Genomic DNA, 25832 nt, shown 5'->3' on the forward strand with positions numbered 1-25832 from the left:
GGCTCTCAGCCCTTGACCGCGCCGAGCATCACGCCCGAGACGAAATAGCGCTGGACGAACGGGTAGACACAGAGGATCGGCAGCGACGTCAGCACGATCGTGACCGCCTGGATGTTGGCCCCCACCTGGCTGAGCTGCTCCGTACCGGCGCCCGCGTTGCCTCCCGTGGTGGCACCGGAGATGAGGTTGCGCAGATAGACGGTGGCCGGCATGAGTTCGGTCCGGTCCATGTAGAGGTACGCGGAGAACCAGGAATTCCAGAGGGACACGGAGTAGAAGAGCACCATCGTCGCGATGACCGCCTTGGACAGCGGCAGCACGACCCTGAGCAGAATGCCGTAGGTGCTCAGACCGTCGATCTCCGCGGCCTCCTCCAACTCGGTCGGCAGACTCTCGAAGAAGGCCTTCATGACCAGCAGGTTGAAGACGCTGATCGCGTTGGGCAGCGCGATCGCCCAGACGGAGTTCTTCAGGCCGAGGCTGGTGACCAGGACGTAGTTCGGGATGATCCCGCCGGTGAAGAACATGGTGAACACGGCGACTCCGACGAGAACGCCTCGCCCCTTGAGGTTCCTCTTCGACAGGACGTAGGCGTAACAGGTGGTCAGAACCATGGCGACGACGGTGGAGACGACCGTGTAGAGCACGGTGTTTCCGTAGTTGCGCCAGAACATCGAGTCGTGGAAGACGATTCTGTAGGTGGTGAGGTTGAACCCCTCCGGCCACAGGGTGACCTCACCGGCGCGAATCTGGCGTTCGCCGCTGAAGGACCGGGCGATGATGTTGACGAAGGGATAGAGGGTCACCAGCACGACAACGGTGAGGATCACGCCGTTCACGCCCTGGAAAACGCGGTAACCACGCGTCGGCTGGTTCACCGAGGTGCGCGGACGCGGAGCGCGGGACGCCAGGAGGCTCACCACAGACCCGTCCCCACCGTGCGGCGCGACAACTGGTTCGCGCCGGTCACCAGCACAAGACCGATGATCGCTTCGAACAGACCGATCGCGGCAGCGTAGCTGAAACTGTTGGACTCGACGCCGGCCCGGTAGAGGTAGGTCGAGACCACGTCGGCCGTCGGGTAGGTCAGCGGGTTGTAGAGCAGCAGGACCTTCTCGAAACCGACCGCCATGAACGTACCGATGTTCAGGATGAGCAGCGTGATCATGGTGGGGCGGATACCGGGCAGGGTGACATGCCAGATCTGCCGCCAGCGGCTCGCGCCGTCGATCCGGGCGGCCTCGTAGAGGTCCTCGTCGATCGTGGTGAGCGCGGCGAGGTAGAGGATCGTGCCCCAGCCGGCGGTCTGCCAGATCTCCGAGCCGACGTAGATCGTGCGGAACCAGCCGGGTTCCTGGATGAACCGGACCGGATCGTGGCCGAACCAGTCCAGCACATGGTTGACCGGACCGTCCGTGGCCAGCATCTGCATGGTGATGCCCGCGACGATCACGATCGACAGGAAGTGCGGAAGGTACGAAACCGATTGCACGAACCGTTTCAGCGAGCGTCGGCGCACCTCGTTGAGCAGCAGTGCCAGGACGATCGGGATGGGGAAACAGAACACGAGCGTCAGTCCGCCGAGCCACAGGGTGTTGCGGAAGACCTGCCAGAAGGTGGGGTCGGTCAGGAACATCCGCACATAGCGCAGCCCCACCCACTGCTCCCCCAGGATCGACCCACCGGGTTCGAAGCGGCGGAACGCGATGACGTTTCCGATCATCGGCAGATAGCGGAAGACCAGGAAGAACAGCAGCGGCAGCACGGCCAGCGAGTACAGCTGCCAGTCCCGGCGCAGGGCTCGCCGCCAGCCGCGGCGCGCGGTGACCGGACGCGCGGGGCGGTGCCGGGTCCCGGGCGGCGGGTCCTGGGTTCCTGGGGGTGGGGCCGATGTGGTGGAGGTGCTCATGCTCGGGCCTCCCGGGGCGTTCTTCGAAACGCTCGATTCGCAACGCGTGCTCTCGAAACTTTCGTGCCCTTACCGGTAACTCTGCGGCAACGTAAGGGTTCATGGAAAGCGCTGTCAATGGGTGCTGCACGGCGGACCGGTGGGACGGCGCACGGCGTTGGATCCCGTCACCTGCGGGGTAGAAGGGGGAAGTTGAGTGCTACCGTCCCCGCAAATTTCTGGCTGACCTACGCAACGATCGTTCGCCCTCAACCTCTGCGAGGTGCCCTCGTGCCCGCGTTCGACCTACCGCTGCCGGAGTTGGAACGACACCGCCCCGAACCCGACGAGCCCGCTGACTTCGACACGTTCTGGAGGGACACCCTGAACGAGGCCGGGCAGCGGGCCCCACTGGTGTCGGTCCACCCCGTCGAAACCGGTCTCTGCCTCACGAACACCTGGGACGTGACGTTCCGGGGCTTCGCGGGGGATCCGGTGCACGCCTGGTTCAGCCTGCCGGCAAGCGCTCGGGAACCGCTTCCGGCGGTTGTCGAATACGTCGGCTACGGGCGTGGCCGCGGCCTCCCCCACGAACGCCTGACCTGGGTGAACGCCGGTTACGCCCACCTGCTGATGGACAACCGCGGCCAAGGCGACCAGTACGGCAGCGGCGGCTCCACCCCCGACCCGCACGCCACCGCGCCCGGCGGCCCCGGTCCCGCCGTTCGCGGCCTCCTCTCCCCGCACGACCACCACTACCGCCGTCTGATCACGGACGCGGTGCGAGCGGTGACGGCGGCTCGGGCGCTCCCCGGTGTCGACTCCACCCGCACGGTCGCCGTCGGCAACAGCCAGGGCGGCGGACTCGCCCTCGCCGTCGCGGGCCTGGTCCCCGACCTGGCCGCCGTCCTGGTCACAGCCCCGCTCCTGTGTGGGATCCGGCGCGCCCTGGACCTCACCGACATGGGCCCCTACGGCGAGATCGCCACCTACCTCTCGGTCCACCGCGGCGCCGAGGAGGCCGCCTATCGCACGCTCTCCTACCTGGAAGGCATCTCCTTCGCCCGTCGCGCCCAGGCCCCCGCGCACTTCGGCACAGGCCTGCGCGACACGGTCTGTCCGCCGAGCGGGGTGTACGCCGCGTTCAACCGGTACGGGGAGCTGAGCGGTGGCGCCGGTCCCCGGAGGGAGATGCACGCGTACCCGTTCAACGGGCACGAGGGCGGCGAGGCAGAGCAGGTGGCACGCCAACTCCTTTGGCTGGCCGCAACGTTGACCGATTGACGTCCGCGTCGGGCCGCCACCCGCGCGCGACAACCGGAGCCCGTGCGCCACGGCGGATTCCGGGCCCTGCTGCGGAGCGAGGGCTCCATGTGTCAGGCCGAGGCAATCACACATCAGCCTGCGCGAGAGCACACTCAGACCCTTGGGCGACGACAGGCACTTCCCGGCCAACCGCATCCAACTCGGTTGGCTCCTACACGCGTTGACCCGGTAGGGTCATCCGTACGACATCGAGACAACGTTGTCGAACGCGTTCCCTGTCCGTGACACCGTCCGGGCGGGGACACCCCGGACCGCCCCGCTCCCCCCTTGGGGCAGGCCCGGCTCGCGGGCCCGGTGGAGGTGCGGCTCGCCGCCCACCGGGCCCGCCCTGAGCTGCTCTTGCTCAACCGACCCTGCAGGGAAGGCTCGTGGCACTGTCGCCGCCCGAACCGGAGACGACGTATCCGAACGTCGTACTCTGGCCCGGACTCAACGAGCCGTTCCAGTCGGCGTTGTGGACCATCACCGCCTGTCCGTTGTACGTCGCGTTGCCGCTCCACAGACTGGCCACCGACTGACCGCCCGGCAGCGTCCAGTCGACCATCCAGCCGAGCATCGGGACGTCGCCGGAGTTGGTGACGGTCACCTCGGACTGATAGCCACCCGTCCAGCTGTTGGTGGTCCGCCGAGTGGCGGTGCAGGTACCGGGAACGGGCTCGGTCGGGTTGCCCGGTTCATGGATGCCGGTCACCTCGCCGTTTCCGCCGTCGAAAACGACGTCGGAGCAGGAGTAGAAGGTCTCGGCACTGTCCGACCGCTGCCAGACCATGTAGATGATGTGCTGGCCGGACTTGTTCGCCGGGAGTTGGCCGGTCCAGGAGTAGTTGGCCTCGACCGTGCCCGGACTGCCGTTGAGCGGCGGGTGGTCGACGGAGAGGAAGGGCTGGCTCTCCATCGCGTCCCAGGTGAGGGTCTGGGTCGGGTCGAAGCCGTCCTTGGTGACGTAGACGTAGAACCAACCCGGATGCGCCGCCCAGGCGTTGTAGGAGAAGTCGACGCTCGCGCCCGAGGTGAGATGGGTGAGCGGCCAGTCGCTGCGAGCCGCGTTGAAACCGGTGAAGTTGGCGTTACCGCCGCTGCACAGCTGCCCGTCCGGCACGAAGCCGCGGGTGCGGCCCGCCCCGTCGGAGCGCAGCACCGAGAACCAGTTGTAGAACGGCGTGGTACCGCTTACCTGCTGCGCGTTCTTGCAGGCGGGGTTGACCGGCTTGATCTCACCGGTGTCGGTCAGCCCGTCCTGCCAGCACAGGAAAGTGCGGCTGCCGGGTTTCATGGGGGTGCCGTGGGCCTCGGCCTTGCCGCCGGTCGTGACGATCAGGCCCAGAGCGGGGACGGTGGCCAGCAGGGCGAGGAGGACGAGGAGGAGGGCCCGGGTGCGTAACCTTGACTTCGATTCTGACGTGATCATGACAGATTGCATGGCAAATGAGTCCGCCTTCCGTGTACGGACCGTGCGTGCATGGGGTGCACTGCGGATGCGGGTGTGGGGGCGTGAAGTGGGAGCCTCCCGGACCCGAGCCCGACAGGTTCCGGTCCGCCGGACGCGAGCGGATATGGGAGCGCTCCCACCTCACCTGTGGCGGAAGGTAGCGCCGTACGGCCCATTTGTAAACGGGCTCGTACGGCGCTGCTGCGATCCGTCGGCCGTCAGTGGTGGTGCGGCGACGTCTGAAGGTGCCGGCGCAGCAGCTCCTTGCCGTAGTCGTTGCCGTTGGGTGTGCGAACGACACAGTGCAGATGCTGTTGCGTGGGGGCCCCGCCGTTGGTCTCGCCGTAGAGCGAACCGAACGCGAACGGAGACTGGCAGTCGACCTCGATCCAGATGACCGGGCTCTGGATACGGCAGTAGAAAGCGGATTCGGCGGCTGTTCCACCCATCCAGGCGAAGTAGGTCTCGGCGAGATGTTTCCTGATCTCGGCCATCTGGACCTTGGCAACATCGTCCTTGGCCTTGCCGATGAAACGGTCGATCACCGCGAGCAGCAGCTTGCGCTGGGCGGCGGTGAGCCGGCCGGCGAGGATGCCTTTGTACTCGACGACCGCGTTGTCCGTGAAGGCGCCGGCGGTGATCTCGTCGTTGTCCTTCTCGGACTTGAGGATCGCCGTCGACCGCTGGGCGGCGTCGAGGGAGTTGACGACCGCGAGCGCCGCCTCGATCTCCTCCTGCATCACCTCGGTCTTCGTGCCGTCGATCTCCATCGAGGTCGGCTCACAACCCCAAAAACACGGGCTCATGACAACCTGGTCGCCGAGGACGAAGTAGTTGACGACCAGGTGATGGCCGTCGAACTGGAAGCCCCACGGCTCGGTGGCGGAGGGCGTGCCCATGATCGTCCAGTAGTACGCCTCGGCGTACTGCGTGCTGTTGACGGCTTCGCAGGCGGCCTTGTTGATCTTCCGGGTGAGCTGGGTGGTCTCCAGGCCCTGGGCGCTGAGTGCAGCCTTCAGCAGGGCCTCGCCGAGGGCGTTCTTCTCGTCGGAGAGATCCGCGATGGAAACGCCCTGACGCGTGTAGGCATCGGTGTTGCTCCACAGCCGCCACTCGGTGGAGTGGATCGCGAACTGCGCGTCGGATTTCTCGCTGTCGCTCAGCCCCGCGAGGAAGGCCTGGGCAGCGGCGATCACCGGCGCGGTGGCGACCTTCTGCGAGTGGATCGTGTACAGGTCGTCGATTCGCTTGCCGTCCGTGGTGAGCCCGAAGAACTCCTCCGTGATGCTCTCCGTCGGCATGGCCCCGCCGGCCCCGCCCCCCGGCCCGCCGCTGGGCGCACCGCTCGGGGAGGCGGAGGCGGTGGCGTCCGCCGTGCCGGTGGCGTCGTCGGCCATCGCGGCCCAGGCCCCGGCCCCGCCCATGGTCGCCACGGCGGAGGCGCCACTGGCGAGGAAGACCTTGCGCATGAAGTTTCGGCGACCGGCGTGCGCGCGTCGACCGGTTTCGGGCTGCGGTTCCGCCTGCGGTTCCAGTTCCCCGGTGGTGGAATCGGTCATCTCCGCTGGCTCCCTTCGTCGTTGGCACGCCCATGACGGAGTGCCGGGCCGGGGACGACTTTGGGTGCGGAAACTGAGGGAAATCTGAAGAGACGGGCTCTCGGACACCGGAGAAATCGACTGCCGGTCAGGCGTGTTACCGGCTGGAACAGGCTCGACTGGCCGTTCCATCCGTTTCCTGGTGAGACCCGCCGACCCACTGTGGTGGCCCGCCGAGACGATCGATGCGGCCGATGCGACCGTCGTGGCCGATGCGACCGTCGTGGCCGATGCGAACGTTGTGGCCGATGCGACCGATGTCGTCGAACCGGTGTCGTTGCCGACAGCGGTTTCTTGACGTCGGACGGCACCGGCCGGTCGGACGGCACCGGCCGGAGCGAACGGACCGAGGCAGCCCAGCGGAACGAACCTGCTGTGCGTGGTGAGCGGGCCGAGTGAGGTCCCACAGTGGCGTGGTGTGGCGGGGCGCGCGAGCTCATCACTGCGTGGGTGCAGCGGGGCGCGGCCGCCCGCGCGCCTCGGCAGTGCTTCAGCTCATCGCACCGACACCCGTGGACTCCAGGTCAGGGTGTCCGCGCCGGTGTCCCCTGCGAGCGGCAGCTCCACCGTGAACTCCGTGCGTCCCGGTTCGCTGTGCACGTCGATGTGACCGCCATGGGCCGCCGTGATCGCCGCGACGATGGCGAGGCCGAGGCCGGCGCCGCTGCCCGCGGTGGCGCGGGCCCGGGAGGCGTCGGCGCGGGTGAAGCGTTCGAAGACCGTCGGGAGGAGGTCGGGCGGGATGCCGGGGCCGTCGTCCCGGACACGCACCGCGCACCTGCCCCGTCCTGCCTCCACCACCGCCACGACGCTCGTGCCGACGGGTGTGTGCACACGTGCGTTGGCCAACAGGTTGGCGACCACCTGATGGAGGCGTGCCTCGTCGCCTAGGACAAGGGGGGCCTCGTCGAGACACAGTTCCAGTTGCCAGTCGTGACCGCTGCCCGCCGCCCGGGCGTCCCACACCGCCTCCGCGACGAGCGCCGCCAGGTCCACCTCGGCGGATTGCAGCGGCCTTCCCTCGTCCAGTCGGGCGAGCAGCAGCAGGTCCTCCACCAGGCCGGTCATCCGCGCCGACTCGGCCGTCACCCGGCGCCAGGCCAGTCCCGGTTCGATGCGGTCCGTTCCCCGATTCATCAGCTCCGCGTACCCGGCGATGGAGGCGAGGGGGGTGCGCAGTTCATGACTGGCGTCGGCCAGGAAGCGGCGCATGCGTTCCTCGCTGCGGCGCATCCGCTCCTCGCTGCGCTGGCGTTCGGCGAGCGAGGACTCCACATGGTCGATCATGCGGTTCAGGGCGGCGCCTACCTGGCCGGCCTCGCTGCCGGGGTCGGTGTCTCGTTCGGGAACTCTGGTGAGACCGGTTACCTCGCCGCGGCAGAGCGGGGCGTGCGAGACCTCGACCGCGGTGGCGGCGACCCTTCCGAGCGGACGCAGCTGGCGTCGGATGACCACCGCGCAGACACAGCCGGCCACGGTGAGGCCCGCCGCGGCCACGACAGCCTCTACGACCACCAGGCCGCTGATCATGTCCTGGACATCGTCCATCGGGAGTCCGGTGAGAACGCGTACACCGTTGTTGTCGAGTGCGGTGAAGCGGTAGGTGCCGAGGCCGGGGACCGTCCTGGTGTGCAGGCCGCCGCCTGACTCGATGCCTTTCAGGGCCGCGATCTGGGTTTCCGTCAGGTTCTGCGGCGGAGCGTCCTGGCCCACCGTCGCCGCCGCGAGGACGGTGCCGTCGGCGTCCAGGCGGGCGGCGAGCATCCCGGCAGGGTGGCCGCTCTCGTTGAGGAAGGTGAGGTCCCGCGTCAGGTCCGGATGGAGTGAGGCGCCGCCCAGACTGCGTTCCGCGGCGTTGGCGACCCGGTCGTCCAGGTTGCCCAGCAGGTAGGCACGCTGGGCGAAAACGGTGGTGAGTGCCATCGCGGCGCACACGGCGACGAGCACGACGCTGATGAAGATCAGGAGCCGGGTGCGCAGGGAGCCGCCCCGCGGAGCGGCGTCCCACGTACGGAAATCCCACCGGCGGTCGCTCCTCGGACGGACCTCCGCCGCATGTGCCCCCACTGGGTCTGCATCCGTCGGACCGGCATCCATCGGGCGGACGTCACTCGGATGAAGCCTCATCTTCCGTCCTCCACCGGCCTGATGGCGTACCCCAGCCCGCGCACGGTGTGGATCATGGGTGAGCGGCCGCGGTCGAGCTTCCGCCGCAGGCTGGAGATGTACACCTCGACGAGGTTTCCGCCGCCGTCGAAGGAGCTGGTCCAGACGTGGTCGAGGATCTGCGTCTTGCTCAGCACCTGCCGCGGGTGTTCCATGAGCAGGCTGAGGAGTTCGAACTCCTTGGCGGTCAGGGTGATCCGCGAACCGTCACGGAGCACTTCACGGGTCTCGCCGGTCAGCACCAGGTCGCCGAGGACGCGTACGGAGTCGTCGGTGCGGGTCCGTTCGGCACCGGACCGGCGCAGCAGTCCGCGCAGGCGCAGCACGACCTCCTCCAGAGAAAACGGTTTCGTGACGTAGTCGTCGGCCCCGTTCTCCAACCCGTCGATGCGGAACTCCAGGGCGTCGCGGGCGGTGAGCATGAGGATGGGCAGCTCGGGGTTCTCGTAGCGCAGACGGCGCAGCACCTGGATGCCGTCGAGGTCGGGCAGCATGCCGTCGAGCACGACGGCGTGCGGGGCGCAGCCGCGCGCGATCCTGAGCGCGCTGTGTCCGTCGGCGGCCGGATAGGGGCGCCAGCCCGCCTCGGTGACGGCCACGGAGAGCACTTCGGTGAGCGCGGGCTCGTCGTCGACGATCAGAACACGGACCCGTCCGCTTCGGGTACCGGAGATGCCAGCCATGTCCTGATCCTGTCCCGGTTGGCTGAGGGAACCCTGTGTTCCGACTGAGCCGAAGCCGTGTGAACCGGGGTTCTTCCCGCCTGCGCCGATCCGCGGCTTCTCGCGGCTTGCCTCCCAGAGTCCGGGGAGGCCCGGCGACCGTCTGCCAACTGCCGTGTCCAGAGGATGCGTTGACATTCGTCGCCCACGAGGGCTCGGCGTCCGGGCGGCACGACGGAGGGCCGCACCCCCGCTGACGGGGATGCGGCCCTCCACTACCGTGCCGTACTGCTTGCCCTACCGCTTGCCGACGCCGAACCGCTGCTCGACCGTTTACGGAACCGGTTGCCCGAACGGTTCTCGATCGGTTGCGGAACCGCTTGCCCGATCGGTTACTTGCGGATCAGGCTGCGCAGCACGTACTGCAGGATGCCGCCGTTGCGGTAGTAGTCCGCCTCACCGGGGGTGTCGATGCGGACGACCGCGTCGAACTCCACACCGGTGTCGGTGGTGACCTTGACCGTGGCGGGGGTGGTGCCGTCGTTCAGCTCGGTGATGCCGGCGATGGAGAAGGCCTCCTCGCCGGTCAGGCCGAGGGTCTCGGCGGACTGGCCCGCCGGGTACTGCAGCGGGATGACGCCCATGCCGATGAGGTTGGAGCGGTGGATGCGCTCGTAGGACTCGGCGACGACGGCCTTGACGCCGAGGAGCGCGGTGCCCTTGGCCGCCCAGTCGCGGGACGAACCGGAGCCGTACTCCTTGCCGGCCAGGATGACCAGCGGGATGCCCTGCTCGATGTAGTTGCGCGAGGCGTCGTAGATGAACGACACCGGCGCGTCGGCCTGGGTGAAGTCGCGGGTGTACCCGCCTTCCGTCCCCGGCGCGACCTGGTTGCGCAGGCGGATGTTGGCGAAGGTGCCGCGGATCATGACCTCGTGGTTGCCTCGGCGCGAGCCGTAGGAGTTGAAGTCACGCCGCTCGATGCCGTGCTCGGTGAGGTACTTGCCCGCCGGGGTGTCGGCCTTGATGGCACCGGCCGGGGAGATGTGGTCGGTGGTGACCGAGTCGCCCAGCTTGGCGAGGACGCGCGCGCCGGTGATGTCGGAGACCGGGGTGGTCTCCATCGTCATGCCCTCGAAGTACGGGGGCTTGCGGACGTAGGTCGACTCGCTGTCCCACTCGAAGGTGTTGCCGGTCGGGATCGGCAGCGCCTGCCACTGGGCGTCGCCCGCGAAGACGTCCTGGTAGGACTTGTTGAACATGTCCTCGCCGATGGAGTTCGCCACGACGTCGTTGACCTCGGCCTCGGAGGGCCAGATGTCGGCCAGGAAGACCGGCTTGCCCTCCTGGTCCGTGCCGAGGGCGTCGCGCGTGATGTCCACCTTCATGGAGCCCGCGAGGGCGTAGGCGACGACCAGCGGCGGGGAGGCCAGGTAGTTCATCTTGACGTCGGGGTTGATCCGGCCCTCGAAGTTCCGGTTGCCGGAGAGGACCGAGGTGACCGCGAGGTCGTGGTCGTTGACGGCCTTGGAGACCTCCTCCGGCAGCGGGCCGGAGTTGCCGATGCAGGTGGTGCAGCCGTAGCCGACGAGGTTGAAGCCGACCTTGTCGAGGTACGGGGTGAGGCCCGCCTTGTCGAAGTAATCGGTTACGACCTTCGAACCCGGGGCGAGCGTGGTCTTGACCCACGGCTTGCGGGTCAGGCCCTTCTCCACGGCCTTCTTCGCTACGAGCGCGGCGGCGACCATGACGTACGGGTTGGAGGTGTTGGTGCAGGAGGTGATGGCCGCGACCGTCACCGCGCCGTGGTCGAGCTCGTACGTCGAGCCGTCGGGGGCGGTCACGGTGACCGGGTTGGACGGGGCGCCGTTCGGGGCGACGGCCGGGGCGTCGGAGGCCGGGAAGGACTCCTGGCCGGCCTCGTCCACGGAGTCGACGTAGTTGCGTACGTCCGTCTTGAACTGCTCGGCGGCGTTCGCGAGGACGATGCGGTCCTGCGGGCGCTTCGGGCCGGCGATGGACGGGACGACCGTGGACAGGTCCAGCTCGAGCTTCTCGGAGAAGTCCGGCTCGGCCTGCGGGTCCAGCCAGAGGCCCTGCTGCTTGGCGTACGCCTCGACGAGCGCGACCTGCTGCTCGGAGCGGCCGGTGAGCTTGAGGTACTTCAGCGTCTCGTCGTCGATCGGGAAGATCGCGGCGGTGGAGCCGAACTCCGGCGACATGTTGCCGATGGTGGCGCGGTTCGCGAGGGAGGTGGCGGCGACGCCCTCACCGTAGAACTCGACGAACTTGCCGACGACGCCGTGCTTGCGGAGCATCTCGGTGATGGTCAGCACGAGGTCGGTGGCGGTGGTGCCGGGAGTGAGCTCACCGGTGAGCTTGAAGCCGACGACGCGCGGGATCAGCATCGAAACCGGTTGTCCGAGCATCGCGGCCTCGGCCTCGATACCGCCGACGCCCCAGCCCAGCACACCGAGGCCGTTGACCATGGTGGTGTGCGAGTCGGTGCCGACCAGGGTGTCGGGGTAGGCCTGGCCGCCCCGGACCATGACCGTGCGAGCGAGGTGCTCGATGTTCACCTGGTGGACGATGCCGGTGCCCGGCGGGACGACCTTGAACTCGTCGAACGCGGTCTGGCCCCAGCGCAGGAACTGGTAGCGCTCCTTGTTGCGGCCGTACTCCAGCTCGACGTTCTGGGCGAAGGCGTCGTTGGTGCCGAACTTGTCGGCGATGACGGAGTGGTCGATGACCAGCTCGGCCGGGGCCAGCGGGTTGATCTTCGCCGGGTCGCCGCCGAGCTCCTTGACGGCCTCACGCATGGTCGCGAGGTCGACGACACAGGGCACGCCGGTGAAGTCCTGCATGATCACGCGGGCCGGCGTGAACTGGATCTCCTGCGACGGCTGGGCCTGGGAGTCCCAGTTGCCGAGCGCACGGATGTGGTCGGCGGTGATGTTCGCGCCGTCCTCGGTACGGAGCAGGTTCTCCAGCAGCACCTTCAGGCTGTACGGAAGGCGAGCCGAGCCTTCCACCTTGTCCAGCCGGAAGATCTCGTACGACTCGTCGCCCACCTGCAGCGTGCTGCGGGCGTCGAAGCTGTTCGCCGACACGACAGTCTCCTTCTTTGATGTGCGCTTACCACCGCATCCTGCCGCCACGCAGACTTGGCCGATCCGCTAAGGTCAGGCTAAGTTAGGTAACCCTTACTGGGGTGGCGACTGCGGGGCGCCTCGGCAGATATCTCGATGTCGAGATAACTCTAGTACATGGGGGCTGAATGGTCATGCCCGGGCTCGCTGCCCGTCCCCCGGGAGCGCCGGATTCCGCACTCGGCAGGCCCGGCCGACGGCCCCCGCCGGGAAGTGCTGCCGAGTATGCCGCCGCCGAAGCGCACGTCGTCCGTGACCTCGGCCACGCGGCGCACAGACGGAAGGAGGCGGCCGGCACCGACCAGCACCTCTGCCGGTGCCACCGGCGCCTACCCGCGCCTACCCGCGAGTGGCGCCCGGCTCGCCCATCGGCCTCGGGGTGACCCTGCGGCGCGGCGCGGCACGGACGACTGTCGGGCACCGGCCGCGAAGGCCGCCGACGCGATCAGGGAGGCGGACAGGTTCGGCGAGCCGGTGCGAAGACGGTTCGACGGGGAGTGGGCCTACACCCGGGTCACCCGACTGGACCTGGTTGGACCCGACTGGACCAGACGCTTGCCCATGGCATCCTCACCCGCCTTCCGGCCGACCGATCCGGCGGCCGGCCCAGTGGCCGACTCTGCGACCGAGGCGCCGCCCGAGGGCGGGACCGCAATCGATGCGAGGGGCCGCAACTTCACCACACCGCATCACCACACCACGCCGCTTCACCGCACCGCACCGCACTGCACCGCGCGCGACGGTCACGGTGACGGCGGTGCGGGATGTCGACGCCTGAACGGGCCTCGGAGAGAGGGGCATTGGCAGCACACCGGTCATGGGTCCGCCGAGTCGGGGTAGACGTGTGCGAACAGACGCTACGCGACGAAGGAGCCTCGATGCCCCTCACCTTCCGCAAGAGTTTCCGCATCCTTCCCGGAGTGCGGCTGAACATCAATCGGCGCTCCTGGTCCATCACGACCGGCGGCGGCAAGCACGGCCCCCGTCACACGCACAGCAGTACCGGACGCCGTACGACATCGGTGGATTTGCCCGGACCTTTCGGGTGGCGCCGTACGCGTAAGGGCGGGCACCATTGACGGGACGTCACCCGAATGGACCCCCCGAGAGGTGCCATCTCATATCTGAGATAACCTCAGCCCCATGGCAGACGACTACCTCGTACGCATCGGCAAGCTCATCCGTGACGCCCGGCAGCACCGGGGCTGGACACAGGCACAGCTGGCCGAGGCGCTCGCAACCAGCCAGAGCGCGGTCAACCGCATCGAGCGAGGCAACCAAAACATCAGCCTTGAGATGATCGCTCGAATCGGTGAAGCTCTGGACAGCGAAATCGTCTCTCTGGGCTATGCGGGACCGATGCACCTGCGGGTCGTGGGCGGCCGTCGGCTGTCCGGCGCGATCGACGTGAAAACCAGCAAGAACGCTTGCGTGGCCTTGCTGTGCGCTTCGCTGCTCAACCAGGGGCGCACGGTGCTGCGCCGGGTCGCCCGGATCGAGGAGGTCTACCGTCTCCTCGAGGTCCTGAACTCCATCGGCGTACGGACCCGTTGGATCAACGAGGGCGTCGACCTGGAGATCGTGCCGCCGGCCGAGCTGAACATGGCGGCGATCGACGCCGAGGCCGCCGTACGCACCCGTTCCATCATCATGTTCCTCGGCCCGCTGCTGCACCGGATGAACCACTTCAAGCTGCCGTACGCCGGCGGCTGCGACCTCGGTACGCGGACCATCGAGCCGCACATGATCGCGCTGCGCCGGTTCGGGCTGGAAGTCGCGGCGACGGAGGGGCAGTACCACGCCGTCGTCGACCGCGCCGTCCGCCCGGACCGGCCGATCGTGCTGACCGAGCGCGGAGACACTGTTACCGAGAACGCGCTGCTGGCGGCGGCCCGGTACGACGGTGTAACCGTTATCCGCAACGCCTCTTCCAACTACATGGTCCAGGATCTGTGTTTCTTCCTGGAGGCGCTGGGGGTGCGGGTCGAGGGCATCGGCAGCACCACGCTCACCGTGCACGGTGTGCCGAACATCAACGTCGACGTCGACTACTCGCCCTCCGAGGACCCGGTAGAGGCGATGAGCCTGCTCGCCGCCGCCGTCGTCACGGAGTCGGAGCTGACGGTGCGCCGGGTACCCATCGAGTTCCTGGAGATCGAGCTGGCGGTCCTGGAGGAGATGGGGCTCGACCACGACCGTACGCCGGAGTACCCGGCCGACAACGGCCGCACCCGTCTGATCGACCTCACGGTCCGGCCCTCCAAGCTGGAGGCGCCGATCGACAAGATCCACCCGATGCCGTTCCCCGGGCTGAACATCGACAACGTCCCCTTCTTCGCGGCCATCGCGGCCGTCGCGCAGGGCAAGACCCTCATCCACGACTGGGTCTACGACAACCGCGCGATCTATCTGACGGACCTGAACCGACTCGGCGGGCGGCTCCAACTCCTCGACCCGCACCGGGTGCTGGTCGAGGGTCCGACGCGCTGGCGGGCCGCCGAGATGATGTGCCCGCCGGCCCTGCGGCCCGCGGTGGTCGTCCTGCTGGCGATGATGGCGGCGGAGGGCACGTCGGTGCTGCGCAACGTGTACGTCATCAACCGCGGCTACGAGGACCTGGCCGAGCGGCTGAACTCCGTCGGGGCGCAGATCGAGATCTTCCGGGACATCTGAGAGGTGTGAGAGGTGAATGCCGCCGCGTCTGCTTCGACCTGCACGAGTGCGGGTCCGGGAAGGGCGCGGCGGCGCTGCGGCTCTGTCTCGGAGCCTCGGGGCTTCTGAGCCTCGCGGCTTCCGGGGCTCGCGGCTTCCGGGGCTCGCGGCTTCCGGGCTCTCCAGGACTCGGTTCCTCCCGGCTGCGGAGGGGCGAGACCCCTGCACGGTCGGGTGGCCGTTGATCGCCTATCTTGGCGCCTATGCAGTCCTACACGATCGGCCAGGCGGCGCGTCTGCTCGGGGTGAGTCCGGATACCGCGCGACGGTGGGCGGACGCGGGCCGGGTGGCCACGCACCGCGACGAGGGCGGACGACGCCTCATCGACGGCCGGGATCTGGCTGCCTTCTCGGTGGAGCTGGCCAAGAGCGGTGGCGGCGATGAGGGTGCCTCCTCGTACACCTCGGTCCGTAACGCGTTTCCCGGCATCGTCACGGCCGTGAAACTCGGTGATGTCGCCGCCCAGGTGGAGATCCAGGCCGGGCCGCACCGGCTGGTGTCGTTGCTGACGCGGGAGGCCGTGGAGGAACTGGGGCTGGAGGTCGGGGTGGAGGCCACCGCCCGGGTGAAGTCGACCAACGTGCACATCGACCGGACCTGAGACCTGCCGGGGCACCGAACTGTCGGGGCACCGAACTGTCGGGCCACCGAGCTGTCAGGGGCCGAGCTGTCAGGCGGCATCGCGGACGGCACGGGCCAGGAAGGGCTGGTCGGTTCCACCCGGCTCACCGGCCGCCCTCCTGCGTCGCCGGACGGATATCGCCGAGCGTCACGCCCACGAGGTGTAGCCGCCGTCCACGCGGATCGCGCTGACGCCGCTGATGTGCCGGGCGCCGCACCGGTCCTGCGGCAGGACGAGCTGGGGTCCGGCGCGGTCGAGCGGGGTGTCGTCGATGGTGACCGCGAGGAGGACGGGCGCGCGCCCGAAGTCGGGGTCGATCTCCGCCCAGGACAGCAGGGCGTGGTGGCCGTCCGCGCCGGACACCGCGATCAGGAAGCGCAGGCGGTCCTTGCGCCGGGCAGGGTCGAAGCCGGGGCCGGCGTCCGCCAGGACCTCGTGCAGCAGCGGTCCGGTGAAACGGTGGTGCCGGACGCCGCTGGTGGCGCACTCGAAGGTCACGTCGGCCCGGTGCTGCGGCCAGCCGAGCAGGTCGGACACCGAGAGCCGGGCGGGCCGGGTCAGATCACCGGCGAGGACGAGTTCCGCCGCCGGACCGGCATCCGTACCGGCGGTCGCAGGGGCAGCTGTACCGGCAGCCGTGCCAGCGGTCGTACTGGTGGTCGCGCCGGCGGTCACAGGAGCAGCAGTCGTACCAGTGGCCGCGCCGGCGGTCGTAGGGGTAGCCGTACCAGTGGTCGGGCCGACGGTCGGGCCGGTGGCTGCGAGGGACTGGCTCATGGGCTATCACCTCCTGGATGACCGTACCCGGAGCCACCTCCCGTGCAAACGCACATGCCACCCCCGTCGATCGCAGTTCCGGCTCATGCGAAGCGACAGGAGACTTTCCCCTCGCATCTGCGGCAGTATCATCAGCGCATGCACACCTACCGGATCGGGGATGCTGCCGCCTTGCTCGGTGTCAGCGCCGACACCGTGAGGCGCCTGGTCGACGGCGGGAAACTCACCGCCGAACGCGACGAGCTGGGCCGCCGGATCATCCCCGGGCCGGCCCTCGCGGCCTACGCCCGGCAGGTGCACCGTGCGGAATGGGGGTCCACCGGCTCCTCGGCCCGCAACCGCCTCTCCGGCATCGTCACCGACGTGCTCCTCGGCGATGTGTCGGCGCAGGTGGAGATCCAGGCCGGACCGTTCCGGGTGGTGGCGCTGGTCAGCCGTGAGTCGGCCGACGAACTGGAGCTGGAGCCCGGGGTTCCGGCGATTGCCGTGATCAAGTCGACCAACGTGGTCGTCGAGAGACCGTAGACGGTCCGCAAGGACCACACGTGATTGTGTCCGTCAGGACCAGAGGGAGTGGACCCGTGATGACCCGTACCGCGCGCCGGACCGGCCGACCGATGCAGGTGGCCGCCCTGGGAGTCACCGCGCTGCTGGCCCTGAGCGCCTGCTCGTCGTCCGACGACTCCTCGTCGGCGAAGTCGGACTCCTCCGCGTCCGCGTCCGCGTCGGACAAGCTGTCCGGCACGGTCACCGTGTTCGCCGCGGCCTCGCTGAAGGAGAGTTTCACGACGCTGGGCAAGGAGTTCGAGAAGGCGCACCCGGGTACGAAGGTCACCTTCAACTTCGGCGGCAGCGACTCCCTCGCCGCGAGCATCACCGGGGGCGCCCCGGCGGACGTGTTCGCGTCCGCCAGCCCCAAGACGATGGCGATCGTGACGGACGCGGGCGACGCCTCGGGGACGCCCGCCACCTTCGTCCGCAACCAGCTGGAGATCGCCACCCTGCCGGGCAACCCCGACAAGATCGCCTCACTCAAGGACCTCACCAAATCGGGACTGAAGGTCGTGCTGTGCGACAAGACGGTGCCCTGCGGCGCCGCCGCCCAGAAGGCCCTCGACGCCGCCAAGCTGAAGCTCACCCCCGTCTCCTACGAGCAGGACGTCAAGGCCGCCCTGACGAAGGTCGAGCTGAAGGAGGCCGACGCGGCCGTCGTCTACAAGACCGATGTACACGCGGCGGGTGACAAGGTGGAGGGCGTGGAGTTCCCCGAGTCCGCCAACGCCGTGAACGACTACCCGATCGTCCAGCTCAAGGACACCGAGAACGCCGACGCCGCCAAGGCGTTCATCGCGCTGGTGCGGTCCGCCGAGGGCCAGAAGGTCCTGACCGAGGCCGGGTTCCTCCAGCCGTGACCCTCCCGACCGGCAGGTCCGACGTCGCGGCCGACACCGTCCGGGGTGGGCCGCGGCGTCGGCGTGTCCGGGCCCAGGCGCGCGGCGTGCCGCTGCCCCTGCTGGTGCCCGCGCTGATCGGTCTGGCGTTTCTGGTCGTGCCGCTGATCGCCCTGCTGGTACGGGCCCCGTGGCACAGCCTGCCCGCGCTGCTGACCAGCGCCGAGGTGTGGCAGGCGCTCCGGCTGTCGCTGGTCTGCGCCACCGCCGCGACCGCCGTGAGTCTGGTGCTCGGCGTGCCGCTGGCCTGGCTGCTGGCCCGCGTCGAGTTCCCCGGACGCGGCCTCGTGCGGGCCCTCGTCACCCTGCCGCTGGTCCTGCCACCGGTGGTCGGCGGTGTGGCGCTGCTGATGGCCCTGGGCCGCAACGGCATCGTCGGGAAGTGGCTCGATTCCTGGTTCGGCGTCACGCTCCCGTTCACCACCACCGGGGTCGTGATCGCCGAGGCGTTCGTCGCCATGCCGTTCCTCGTCATCAGCGTCGAGGGCACCCTGCGCGCCGCCGACCCGCGCTACGAGGAGGCGGCCGCGACCCTCGGCGCCTCCCGTTTCACCGCGTTCCGCCGGGTCACGCTGCCGTTGATCGCGCCGGGCATCGCGGCCGGAGCGGTCCTGGCGTGGGCGCGGGCGCTCGGCGAGTTCGGCGCGACGATCACCTTCGCCGGCAACTTCCCCGGCCGTACCCAGACCATGCCGCTGGCCGTCTATCTGGCCCTTCAGAGCGACCCGGAGGCCGCCATCGCCCTCAGCCTGGTTCTGCTGGCGGTGTCCGTCGCCGTGCTGGCGGGCCTGCGCGACCGTTGGATGACAGCGGGATGACCGAACCCCAGGACGCCGAGCCCCGGAAGACCGCCGACGGCTTCCCGGCCGTCCACGACGTCCGCCGCGCCGGCCCGTCCGCCGACGCGTCCGCCGACGTGTCCGCCGGCGCGTCCCTGGAGGCGTCCACGAACGCGTCCATGGACGGGCCCGGCGTCCGCGCCGACACCCCCGTGGACGGGCTCGACGCCCACCTGGTCGTGGAGCGCGGCACGTTCCGTCTCGACGTGGCGCTGAGCGTGGCGCCGGGTGAGGTGGTCGCCCTGCTCGGTCCGAACGGTGCGGGGAAGACCACCGCACTGCGCGCGCTCGCCGGTCTGACGCCGCTCACCGGCGGCCGGCTACGGCTCGACGGCAGCGCGTTGGAGGGTGTGCCGCCGGAGTCCCGCCCGGTGGGTGTCGTCTTCCAGGACTATCTGCTCTTCCCGCATCTGACCGCCCTGGACAACGTGGCCTTCGGGCCGCGCTGCCAGGGCGCGACCAAGGCGGAGGCCCGTGCCCGGGCCGCCGCGTGGCTGGACCGCCTGGGTCTGGCGGCACACGCCGGAGCCAAGCCGCGCAGGCTGTCCGGCGGCCAGGCCCAGCGGGTCGCCCTGGCCCGTGCGCTGGCCACCCGACCTCGGCTGCTGCTCCTCGACGAGCCGCTGGCGGCGCTGGACGCGCGCACCCGGCTGGAGGTCCGTGCCCAACTCCGGCGCCATCTGGCTGAGTTCGAGGCCGTCGCCGTCCTGGTCACGCACGATCCGCTGGACGCCATGGTGCTCGCCGACCGGCTGGTCGTCGTCGAGCACGGGCGGGTCGTCCAGGAGGGGGCGCCGTCCGACATCGCCCGCCATCCCCGTACGGACTACATCGCGCAGTTGGTCGGCCTGAACCTCTACCGGGGCGAGGCCGACGGCCACACCGTGCGCCTCGACGCCGGCCCGCCCCTCACCACCACCGAGGTCCTGTCCGGCCCGGTGTTCGTGGCGTTCCCGCCGAGCGCGGTCACCCTCTACCGCGACCGCCCGACCGGCGCCAGCGCCCGCAACCTCTGGCATTGCGAGGTCGCGGGCCTGGAGACCCACGGCGACCAGATCCGCGCCGACCTCACCGGCGAACTCCCGCTCGCCGCGGACCTCACCACGGTCGCCGCGGCCGAACTCGACCTGCACCCGGGCGCGCGGGTCTGGGCGACGGTGAAGGCCACCCAGACCCACGCCTACCCGGTCTGAATCGACAGGCCTGAACCGACACCGGGACCGGCGGGGGCAGGCACGGCGGGGGCGGGAGCGGCAAGGTCGGGAGCGACGGCTCCCGGACCGGCCGGTCCGGGAGCGACGGGGGCGGGAACGGCAGGGGCGGGAACGGCGGCTCCCCGACCTGCCGGTTCGATGAGGCGGGGACGGGGACGGGGGCGGGGGCGGCCGCTCAGCCGGCGGTCAGGGTGATGTCCCGCTCCTGCGCCGCGCGGAAGCGGGGCAACGGCAGGCTGCCCTGCGGGTGGAGTTCCATCAGCGTGGCCTCGACGTGGGCCGCTCCGGGAACGAGGTCCGCCGGGGCGGCCTTGCCGGTGTTCTTCCAGACGTGCTCGGCGCCGTCGCACACGGCACGCGTGCCGCCGATGCCGTGCCGGCCCTTGCCGGAACCCTGGCCGACCGAGGAACTGACGAAAACGGGACCCGTGTTGCCTGCACAGCGGTAGGTGCCCGAGAGGGTGACGGTGCCGTCCGAGGCGATGCCGCCGACCTGGTCGACGGTGACGGACTCAGACGGATCGGCGGCGGCCGTGACCGTCGGGACGGCGAGCAGCAGCAGAACGGCGCCGACGGCCGCGGAGAGGGCGGGACGCAACGACATGGGAGTGCCTCCTGTTGTGGGGGCCTCCACAGGTACCGGGCGGGCACGTCCCGGGCGGTGATCGTCACTCCTTCGGTGGCGAGTCCGCACCGGTCGTCGACGAACGGTCCTGGAGTTGTCCTGGTGCTGTCACGCTTGCGAGCACCCTCTGGAGAAGCCCGCGGGCCGGGCGCATGGTCTAACCATGGGGCCGACCGGACGGCCGACCCCACCGACGTGGAGGTGCTCCATGTGTTCTCACCAGCTTCCCAGCGCTTCTGCCGAGGCCAGCCCGGCACACCTCGCACACATCGTCGCCGCCCACCCCGAGCAGGGCTGGAACCTGCTGTGCGACGGCACCATCGTCTTCGACGACTCCGGCGAACTGCTGCCCGACGGCCGGGTCGTGGACCCGCACCGGGTGACCGCCGGACAACTGGCCGTCGCCGCCTGACCCTGATCACCGAGGCCGGCCCGCCGACCACCCTCGCCGAAGCCGGACGCCGGTGGCGGTTACCAGTAGCGGTTACTGATGGCGGTTACTGGCGGCGGTTACTGATACCTGTTACTGACGCCGGTCGCTGAAGCCGGTCACCGACACCGGTTGCTGAAGCCGGTTACCGACACCGGCCACGGAAACCGGTTACGGACATCGGTTACGGACATCGGTTACGGAACAAGTCGCTGACACCGGTTACGGAAACAGGTCGGCAGATACCGGTTGCGGAAACCGCGTACTGATACCGGTTACGAGCCCGATTCACTGGTCAAGTACCGCGAACCCGTCCAGTTCGACGAGTGCCTGCTCGTCCCAGAGTCGTACGATCCCGACGACCGCCATCGCCGGGTAGTCGCGGCCCGCCACCTCCCGCCAGATCGCGCCCAGTTCAGCGGCCTTCTCGCGATACACGGCGACATCCGTGACGTAGACGGTGACGCGCGCCAGGTCCGAGGCCGTACCGCCCGCCGCCGTCAGCGCGGCCAGCAGATTCGTCAGCGCCCGGGTGAACTGCTCCGGCAGCGACTCCCCGACGATCTTCCCGTCGGCGTCGAGCGAGGTCTGGCCCGCCAGGAAGACGATCCGTCCACCGGTGGCGACGACGGCGTGCGAGAAGCCGACGGGTGGGGAGAGTTCGGGCGGGTTGACGCGTCGGGTGGTCACCTGGCCTCCAGATCTGCGAGTTCGGCGTACAACTCCCGTGCGATGATCCCGCGTTGGACCTCGCTGGCCCCCTCGTAGATCCTCGGAGCGCGCACCTCCCGGTAGAGGTGCTCGAGCAGATGGCCGCGCCGCAGGGCTCGTGCGCCGTGGAGTTGGACGGCCGTGTCGACGACGTACTGCGCGGCCTCGGTGGCGAACAGCTTGGCCATCGCGGCACGCTTCGGGACGTCCGGAGCAGCGCTGTCGTACGCCGTCGCCGCGGCGTGGACCATCAGACGCGCGGCCTCCGTGCGCAGGGCCATCTCGGCGACCTGGTGGGCGACCGTCTGGAGGCCGCTCAACTTGCCGCCGAACGCGTCCCGTCGGGCGGTGTGGGCCAGGGTCGCGTCGAGGGCCGCCTGGGCCATGCCGACGGCGAAGGCGCCGACGCTGGGACGGAACAGGTTGAGGGTGCCCATGGCGACCCGGAAGCCGCGGTCGGGCTCACCGAGCACGTCCTCCGCCGTGACCGGGACGGCGTCGAAGCCGAGGGCGCCGATGGGGTGCGGGGAGAGCATGTCGAGGGTGGAGCCGGTGAGGCCGGCACGGTCGGCGGGAACAAGGAAGGCGGTTACGCCCCGGGCGCCGGCCCCCGGGGTGGTGCGGGCGAAAACGGTGTAGAAGTCGGCCTCGGGCGCGTTGGAGATCCAGCACTTCTCCCCGGTGAGCCGCCAGCCGTCCGGGCCGTCCCGTTCGGCGGCCAGGGACAAGGCCGCCGCGTCCGAGCCCGCACCCGGCTCGCTCAGGGCGAAGGCGGCGATGGCGGTGCCGTCGGTGACGCGGGGCAGCCAGTGCTGCCGCTGGGCGGGGGTGCCGTGGGCGTGGACCGGATGCGCGCCCAGTCCTTGGAGCGCGAGCGCGGTCTCCGCCTCCGTGCAGGCGTACGCGAGGGACTCGCGCATCAGACAGAGATCGACGGCACCGGAGGTGAACAGCCGCGGCAGCAGGCCGAGCCGGCCGAGTTCGGCGACGAGCGGGCGGTTGACGTGACCCGGTTCGCCCTTCTCGGCAAGTGGGCGCAGCCGTTCGGCGGCGAGGGCGCGCAGTTCGGCGCACCAGGCGGCCTGTGCCGGTTCGAGCGAGAATGCGGGCATCGCCTGTCCCCTCTGCCGTGCGCGACCTGCCGTACCTGCCCCTGCCGCGTCTGTTCCTGCCGTGCCTGTCGCTGCGCTACCTGTTTCCGCTGCAACGGACCTGCCGTTGCCGTAAGCGTTTCCGCCATGCTGCTTCCGCTGCGGCGGGCTTGCCGTGAGCGTTTCCGCCGTGCCGGGGAAAACGCGGTTGCCGTGCTGTGTTCGTGCTCCTCATGTTCAGCCCTGCCGTCGGCGTCTCCCCAGCGTCTCCCCCGACGATATCGCGTACCGTTGACTGTCGTCACCAACGCGCTACGCTCCTTGCGCGACCCCAAGACGACGCCCGCCCGGGCAGCCCAGCCGGACAAGTCCCTCCAGGCAAGGGGGCGAACGCCCATGAACGTCTCGGCCCACGTCGACACCTTCGCGCGCGACCACCTTCCGCCGCCCGGCCACTGGCCCGACCTCCGTTTCGATCTCCCCGAACTGGACTACCCCGATCGGGTGAACTGCGCCGTCGAGCTGCTCGGCCACGCCGCCGCGGAACGGCCCGTGTTCCACACCGGCTCCGGGCCGTCCTGGACGTACGGGGAGCTGCGCACCCGCGTCGACCGGATCGCGCATCTGCTCAGCGGCGACCTGGGAGTCGTCCCCGGCAACCGCGTGCTGCTGCGCGGCCCCACCACACCCTGGCTCGCGGCCTGCTGGCTGGCGGTGCTGAAGGCGGGCGCCATCGCGGTCACCGTCCTGGCCCAGCAGCGGCCGAACGAGCTGCGCACCATGTGCGAGATCGCGCGGGTGGAGCACGCGCTCTGCGACATCCGGGCCGTGGACGACCTCGCCAAGGCGGAGATACCCGGGCTCAGGATCACGACCTACGGCGGTGACGCCCCCGACGATCTGCTGAACCGGTCGGCACCGCCGGAGCCGTACCGAGCCGTCGAAACCGCTTCCGACGACGTGGCGCTGATCGCCTTCACCTCCGGCACCACCGGCCGCCCGAAGGGCTGTCTGCACTTCCACCGGGACGTGCTGGCGATCGCCGACACCTTCTCGCGGCACGTTCTGAAACCGCTTCCGGACGATGTCTTCGCCGGCAGTCCCCCGCTCGGTTTCACCTTCGGCCTCGGCGGACTGGTGGTCTTCCCGATGCGGGCCGGCGCCAGTGCGCTGCTGCTCGAACAGGCGGGCCCCCGGCAGCTGTTGCCCGCGATCGCCGCACACCGGGTGACCGTGCTGTTCACGGCTCCCACCGCCTACCGCGCGATGCTCGACGACCTGCACGACCGCAAGGACCGCAAGGACCGCAAGGACCGCAACAACGGCAGCGACCCCAACCACTCCGACGCGTACGACGTCTCCTCTCTGCGCCGCTGTGTCTCCGCCGGCGAGAACCTGCCCGCCGCCACCTGGCGGGCCTGGCACGAGCGGACCGGGCTCCGGCTGATCAACGGCATCGGCGCCACCGAGCTGCTGCACATCTTCATCTCGGCCGCCGACGAACGCATCAGGCCCGGGACGACCGGTGTCCCCGTCCCCGGCTGGCACGCGCGCGTGCAGGACCCGGGCGGCAGGCCCGTGCCCGACGGCGAGCCCGGACTGCTCGCCGTACGCGGCCCGGTCGGCTGCCGCTACCTGGCCGACCCGCGTCAAGAGCAGTACGTGCGCGACGGCTGGAACGTCACCGGCGACACCTACGTCCGCGAGGCCGACGGCTACTTCCGGTACGTCGCCCGCGCCGACGACATGATCATCTCGGCCGGGTACAACATCGCCGGCCCCGAGATCGAGGAGGCGCTGCTGCGCCACCCGGACGTGGTCGAGGCGGCGGTCGTGGGACGGTCCGACGAGCAACGGGGGCAGGCGGTCGTCGCGTTCACCGTCCTGAGAGCGGGCGCCCGGCGCGACGCGGAGGCCCTGCGCACCTTCCTCAAAGAGGAGTTGGCACCGTACAAGTGCCCGCGCGAGTTCGTCTTCCTGGACGCGCTGCCCCGCACGGCCACCGGGAAGCTCCAGAGATTCCGGCTGCGCACCCAGGGCCACGGGGAAGCCCGCGCCGAAGCCCCCGGCGGGAGCCTCGCAGAAAACCATGCCGAGAACCACGTCAAGGACCACGTCGAAGGCCACGTCGGAGGCCACGTCGAGGGCCGCAGTGAAGATCACGTCAGTGATTACACCAATGGTGACCAGCAGTGATACCGAAGACCTAAGATGATCAACGTGTCCGATCAGCCCGCACCCCGGTCTCTCATCGTCACGCTCTACGGCGCGTACGGCCGCTTCGCCCCGGGCCCGGTGCCCGTCGCCGAGCTGATCCGGCTGCTAGCCGCGGTCGGCGTCGACGCGCCCTCCGTACGCTCTTCGGTGTCCCGGCTGAAGCGGCGCGGACTGCTGCTGCCGGCCCGTACGGCGCAGGGCGCTGCCGGATACGAACTGTCCGACGAGGCAAGACAGTTGCTCGACGACGGGGACCGGCGCATCTACGCCACGGCCTCACAGCCGGACGAGGGCTGGGTGCTGGCGGTGTTCTCCGTGCCGGAGTCGGAGCGGCAGAAGCGGCATGTGCTGCGGTCGCGGCTCGCGGGCCTGGGGTTCGGTACCGCCGCTCCGGGGGTGTGGATCGCGCCGGCGCGGCTGCACGAGGAGACCCGGCACACCCTCCGACGGCTGCACCTCGACCCGTACGTGGACCTGTTCCGCGGCGAGCACCTCGGCTTCTCGCCGACCGTCGAGTCCGTCGCCCGCTGGTGGGACCTGGCGGCCATCGCCAAGGAGCACGAGACGTTCCTCGACGGCCACGCACGCGTGCTGCACGCCTGGCAGCAGCGTCCGGACACCCCGCCGGAGGAGGCCTACCGCGACTACCTCCTCGCCCTGGACTCCTGGCGTCACCTTCCCTACACCGACCCCGGCCTGCCCGCCCGGCTGCTGCCCGAGGACTGGCCGGGGGCCCGTTCGGCGGCCGTGTTCCAGGGACTGCACGAGCGGTTGCGGGACGCGGGGGCGCAGTTCGCCGGGGTGACCCCGCCCGCGCCGTGAGTCACTCAGTCAAACCTCAGGCTCTTTGACGGGTCCTCTCAGGTTCCTTGCCTACCGTTCGACGGGTTGTACGGGTTGGACGACGGGCGGGGAAGAGGACTG

The 25832-nt window shown here is 69.7% G+C and carries 23 protein-coding genes; 12 read left to right on the forward strand and 11 right to left on the reverse strand.

Annotated features, from left to right (window positions below):
- Positions 1–5 precede the first annotated feature (5 nt).
- Complete coding sequence (locus ABT070_RS14335) at positions 6–878, reverse strand: carbohydrate ABC transporter permease (protein WP_351759658.1); 873 nt, start codon at positions 876–878, stop codon at positions 6–8.
- A 38-nt stretch (positions 879–916) separates the two neighbouring features.
- The gene (locus tag ABT070_RS14340; protein ID WP_351759435.1) at positions 917–1909 is read right to left on the reverse strand and encodes an ABC transporter permease; all 993 of its coding nucleotides are present in this window, start codon (positions 1907–1909) and stop codon (positions 917–919) included.
- Positions 1910–2179: 270 nt separating this feature from the next.
- Here ABT070_RS14340 and ABT070_RS14345 point away from each other — a divergent pair, with 270 nt between their 5' ends.
- Positions 2180–3172 (forward strand): acetylxylan esterase, encoded by a 993-nt coding sequence (locus ABT070_RS14345; RefSeq protein ID WP_351759438.1) that lies wholly within the window; start codon positions 2180–2182, stop codon positions 3170–3172.
- Between the two features lie 385 nt (positions 3173–3557).
- On the opposite strand, the gene ABT070_RS14350 is transcribed toward ABT070_RS14345, so the two are convergent.
- Positions 3558–4622 (reverse strand): lytic polysaccharide monooxygenase auxiliary activity family 9 protein, encoded by a 1065-nt coding sequence (locus tag ABT070_RS14350; protein WP_351759441.1) that lies wholly within the window; start codon positions 4620–4622, stop codon positions 3558–3560.
- 239 nt (positions 4623–4861) lie between these two features.
- Positions 4862–6202 carry a DUF3500 domain-containing protein gene (locus ABT070_RS14355; RefSeq protein WP_351759444.1) on the reverse strand — a complete coding sequence of 447 codons (1341 nt, stop codon included), beginning with the start codon at positions 6200–6202 and terminating at the stop codon, positions 4862–4864.
- A gap of 181 nt (positions 6203–6383) precedes the next feature.
- On the opposite strand from ABT070_RS14355, the gene ABT070_RS14360 reads away from it, so the two are divergent.
- The gene (locus ABT070_RS14360) at positions 6384–6539 is read left to right on the forward strand and encodes a hypothetical protein (RefSeq protein ID WP_351759447.1); all 156 of its coding nucleotides are present in this window, start codon (positions 6384–6386) and stop codon (positions 6537–6539) included.
- A gap of 197 nt (positions 6540–6736) precedes the next feature.
- Here the strand turns inward: ABT070_RS14360 and ABT070_RS14365 are convergent, their stop codons facing one another.
- The 3 genes from ABT070_RS14365 to acnA form a co-directional block, all read right to left on the reverse strand.
- Entirely contained in the window at positions 6737–8221 is a 1485-nt protein-coding gene (locus ABT070_RS14365; RefSeq protein ID WP_351759661.1) for a sensor histidine kinase, read from the reverse strand.
- Positions 8222–8364: 143 nt separating this feature from the next.
- A complete protein-coding gene (locus ABT070_RS14370; protein ID WP_351759450.1) occupies positions 8365–9090 on the reverse strand; it encodes a response regulator transcription factor in 726 nt (241 codons plus the stop codon).
- Between the two features lie 371 nt (positions 9091–9461).
- Positions 9462–12179: an aconitate hydratase AcnA gene (acnA, locus tag ABT070_RS14375; RefSeq protein WP_351759453.1), complete on the reverse strand. Its 2718-nt coding sequence runs from the start codon at positions 12177–12179 to the stop codon at positions 9462–9464.
- Positions 12180–13096: 917 nt separating this feature from the next.
- Between acnA and ABT070_RS14380 the strand changes: the two genes are divergently transcribed.
- The 3 genes from ABT070_RS14380 to ABT070_RS14390 all read left to right on the forward strand — a co-directional run bounded on the left by ABT070_RS14380 (position 13097) and on the right by ABT070_RS14390 (position 15532).
- On the forward strand, positions 13097–13297 hold the full coding sequence (locus ABT070_RS14380; protein ID WP_351759456.1) for a DUF4236 domain-containing protein: 201 nt from the start codon (positions 13097–13099) through the stop codon (positions 13295–13297).
- 64 nt (positions 13298–13361) lie between these two features.
- Entirely contained in the window at positions 13362–14891 is a 1530-nt protein-coding gene (locus tag ABT070_RS14385) for a UDP-N-acetylglucosamine 1-carboxyvinyltransferase (protein WP_351759459.1), read from the forward strand.
- A gap of 242 nt (positions 14892–15133) precedes the next feature.
- The gene (locus ABT070_RS14390; RefSeq protein ID WP_351759461.1) at positions 15134–15532 is read left to right on the forward strand and encodes a TOBE domain-containing protein; all 399 of its coding nucleotides are present in this window, start codon (positions 15134–15136) and stop codon (positions 15530–15532) included.
- 168 nt (positions 15533–15700) lie between these two features.
- On the opposite strand, the gene ABT070_RS14395 is transcribed toward ABT070_RS14390, so the two are convergent.
- Complete coding sequence (locus ABT070_RS14395; protein WP_351759664.1) at positions 15701–16228, reverse strand: molybdopterin-dependent oxidoreductase; 528 nt, start codon at positions 16226–16228, stop codon at positions 15701–15703.
- A gap of 240 nt (positions 16229–16468) precedes the next feature.
- On the opposite strand from ABT070_RS14395, the gene ABT070_RS14400 reads away from it, so the two are divergent.
- The 4 genes from ABT070_RS14400 to ABT070_RS14415 all read left to right on the forward strand — a co-directional run bounded on the left by ABT070_RS14400 (position 16469) and on the right by ABT070_RS14415 (position 19813).
- Positions 16469–16855 (forward strand): TOBE domain-containing protein, encoded by a 387-nt coding sequence (locus tag ABT070_RS14400; RefSeq protein WP_351759464.1) that lies wholly within the window; start codon positions 16469–16471, stop codon positions 16853–16855.
- 59 nt (positions 16856–16914) lie between these two features.
- Positions 16915–17742 (forward strand): molybdate ABC transporter substrate-binding protein, encoded by an 828-nt coding sequence (gene modA / locus ABT070_RS14405; RefSeq protein WP_351759466.1) that lies wholly within the window; start codon positions 16915–16917, stop codon positions 17740–17742.
- Entirely contained in the window at positions 17739–18599 is an 861-nt protein-coding gene (gene modB / locus ABT070_RS14410; RefSeq protein WP_351759468.1) for a molybdate ABC transporter permease subunit, read from the forward strand. Before modA ends, modB begins: the two co-directional genes overlap by 4 nt.
- A gap of 140 nt (positions 18600–18739) precedes the next feature.
- Positions 18740–19813 carry an ABC transporter ATP-binding protein gene (locus ABT070_RS14415; RefSeq protein WP_351759667.1) on the forward strand — a complete coding sequence of 358 codons (1074 nt, stop codon included), beginning with the start codon at positions 18740–18742 and terminating at the stop codon, positions 19811–19813.
- A 196-nt stretch (positions 19814–20009) separates the two neighbouring features.
- Here the strand turns inward: ABT070_RS14415 and ABT070_RS14420 are convergent, their stop codons facing one another.
- Entirely contained in the window at positions 20010–20438 is a 429-nt protein-coding gene (locus ABT070_RS14420; RefSeq protein WP_351759471.1) for a DUF6299 family protein, read from the reverse strand.
- A gap of 229 nt (positions 20439–20667) precedes the next feature.
- Between ABT070_RS14420 and ABT070_RS14425 the strand changes: the two genes are divergently transcribed.
- Positions 20668–20871: a DUF5999 family protein gene (locus tag ABT070_RS14425; protein WP_351759473.1), complete on the forward strand. Its 204-nt coding sequence runs from the start codon at positions 20668–20670 to the stop codon at positions 20869–20871.
- A gap of 306 nt (positions 20872–21177) precedes the next feature.
- On the opposite strand, the gene ABT070_RS14430 is transcribed toward ABT070_RS14425, so the two are convergent.
- On the reverse strand, positions 21178–21579 hold the full coding sequence (locus ABT070_RS14430; RefSeq protein ID WP_351759475.1) for a RidA family protein: 402 nt from the start codon (positions 21577–21579) through the stop codon (positions 21178–21180).
- Positions 21576–22712, reverse strand: coding sequence for an acyl-CoA dehydrogenase family protein (locus ABT070_RS14435; protein ID WP_351759478.1), 1137 nt, complete (start codon positions 22710–22712; stop codon positions 21576–21578). Before ABT070_RS14435 ends, ABT070_RS14430 begins: the two co-directional genes overlap by 4 nt.
- Before the next feature lie 375 nt (positions 22713–23087).
- On the opposite strand from ABT070_RS14435, the gene ABT070_RS14440 reads away from it, so the two are divergent.
- Positions 23088–24887, forward strand: a complete 1800-nt coding sequence (locus tag ABT070_RS14440; RefSeq protein WP_351759481.1) for an AMP-binding protein — start codon at positions 23088–23090, stop codon at positions 24885–24887.
- A 15-nt stretch (positions 24888–24902) separates the two neighbouring features.
- A complete protein-coding gene (locus tag ABT070_RS14445; RefSeq protein WP_351759484.1) occupies positions 24903–25730 on the forward strand; it encodes a PaaX family transcriptional regulator in 828 nt (275 codons plus the stop codon).
- Positions 25731–25832 lie beyond the last annotated feature (102 nt).

Source organism: Streptomyces sp. NPDC002884 (genome assembly GCF_040295245.1).
In the GTDB taxonomy this organism is placed as follows: Bacteria; Actinomycetota; Actinomycetes; order Streptomycetales; family Streptomycetaceae; genus Streptomyces.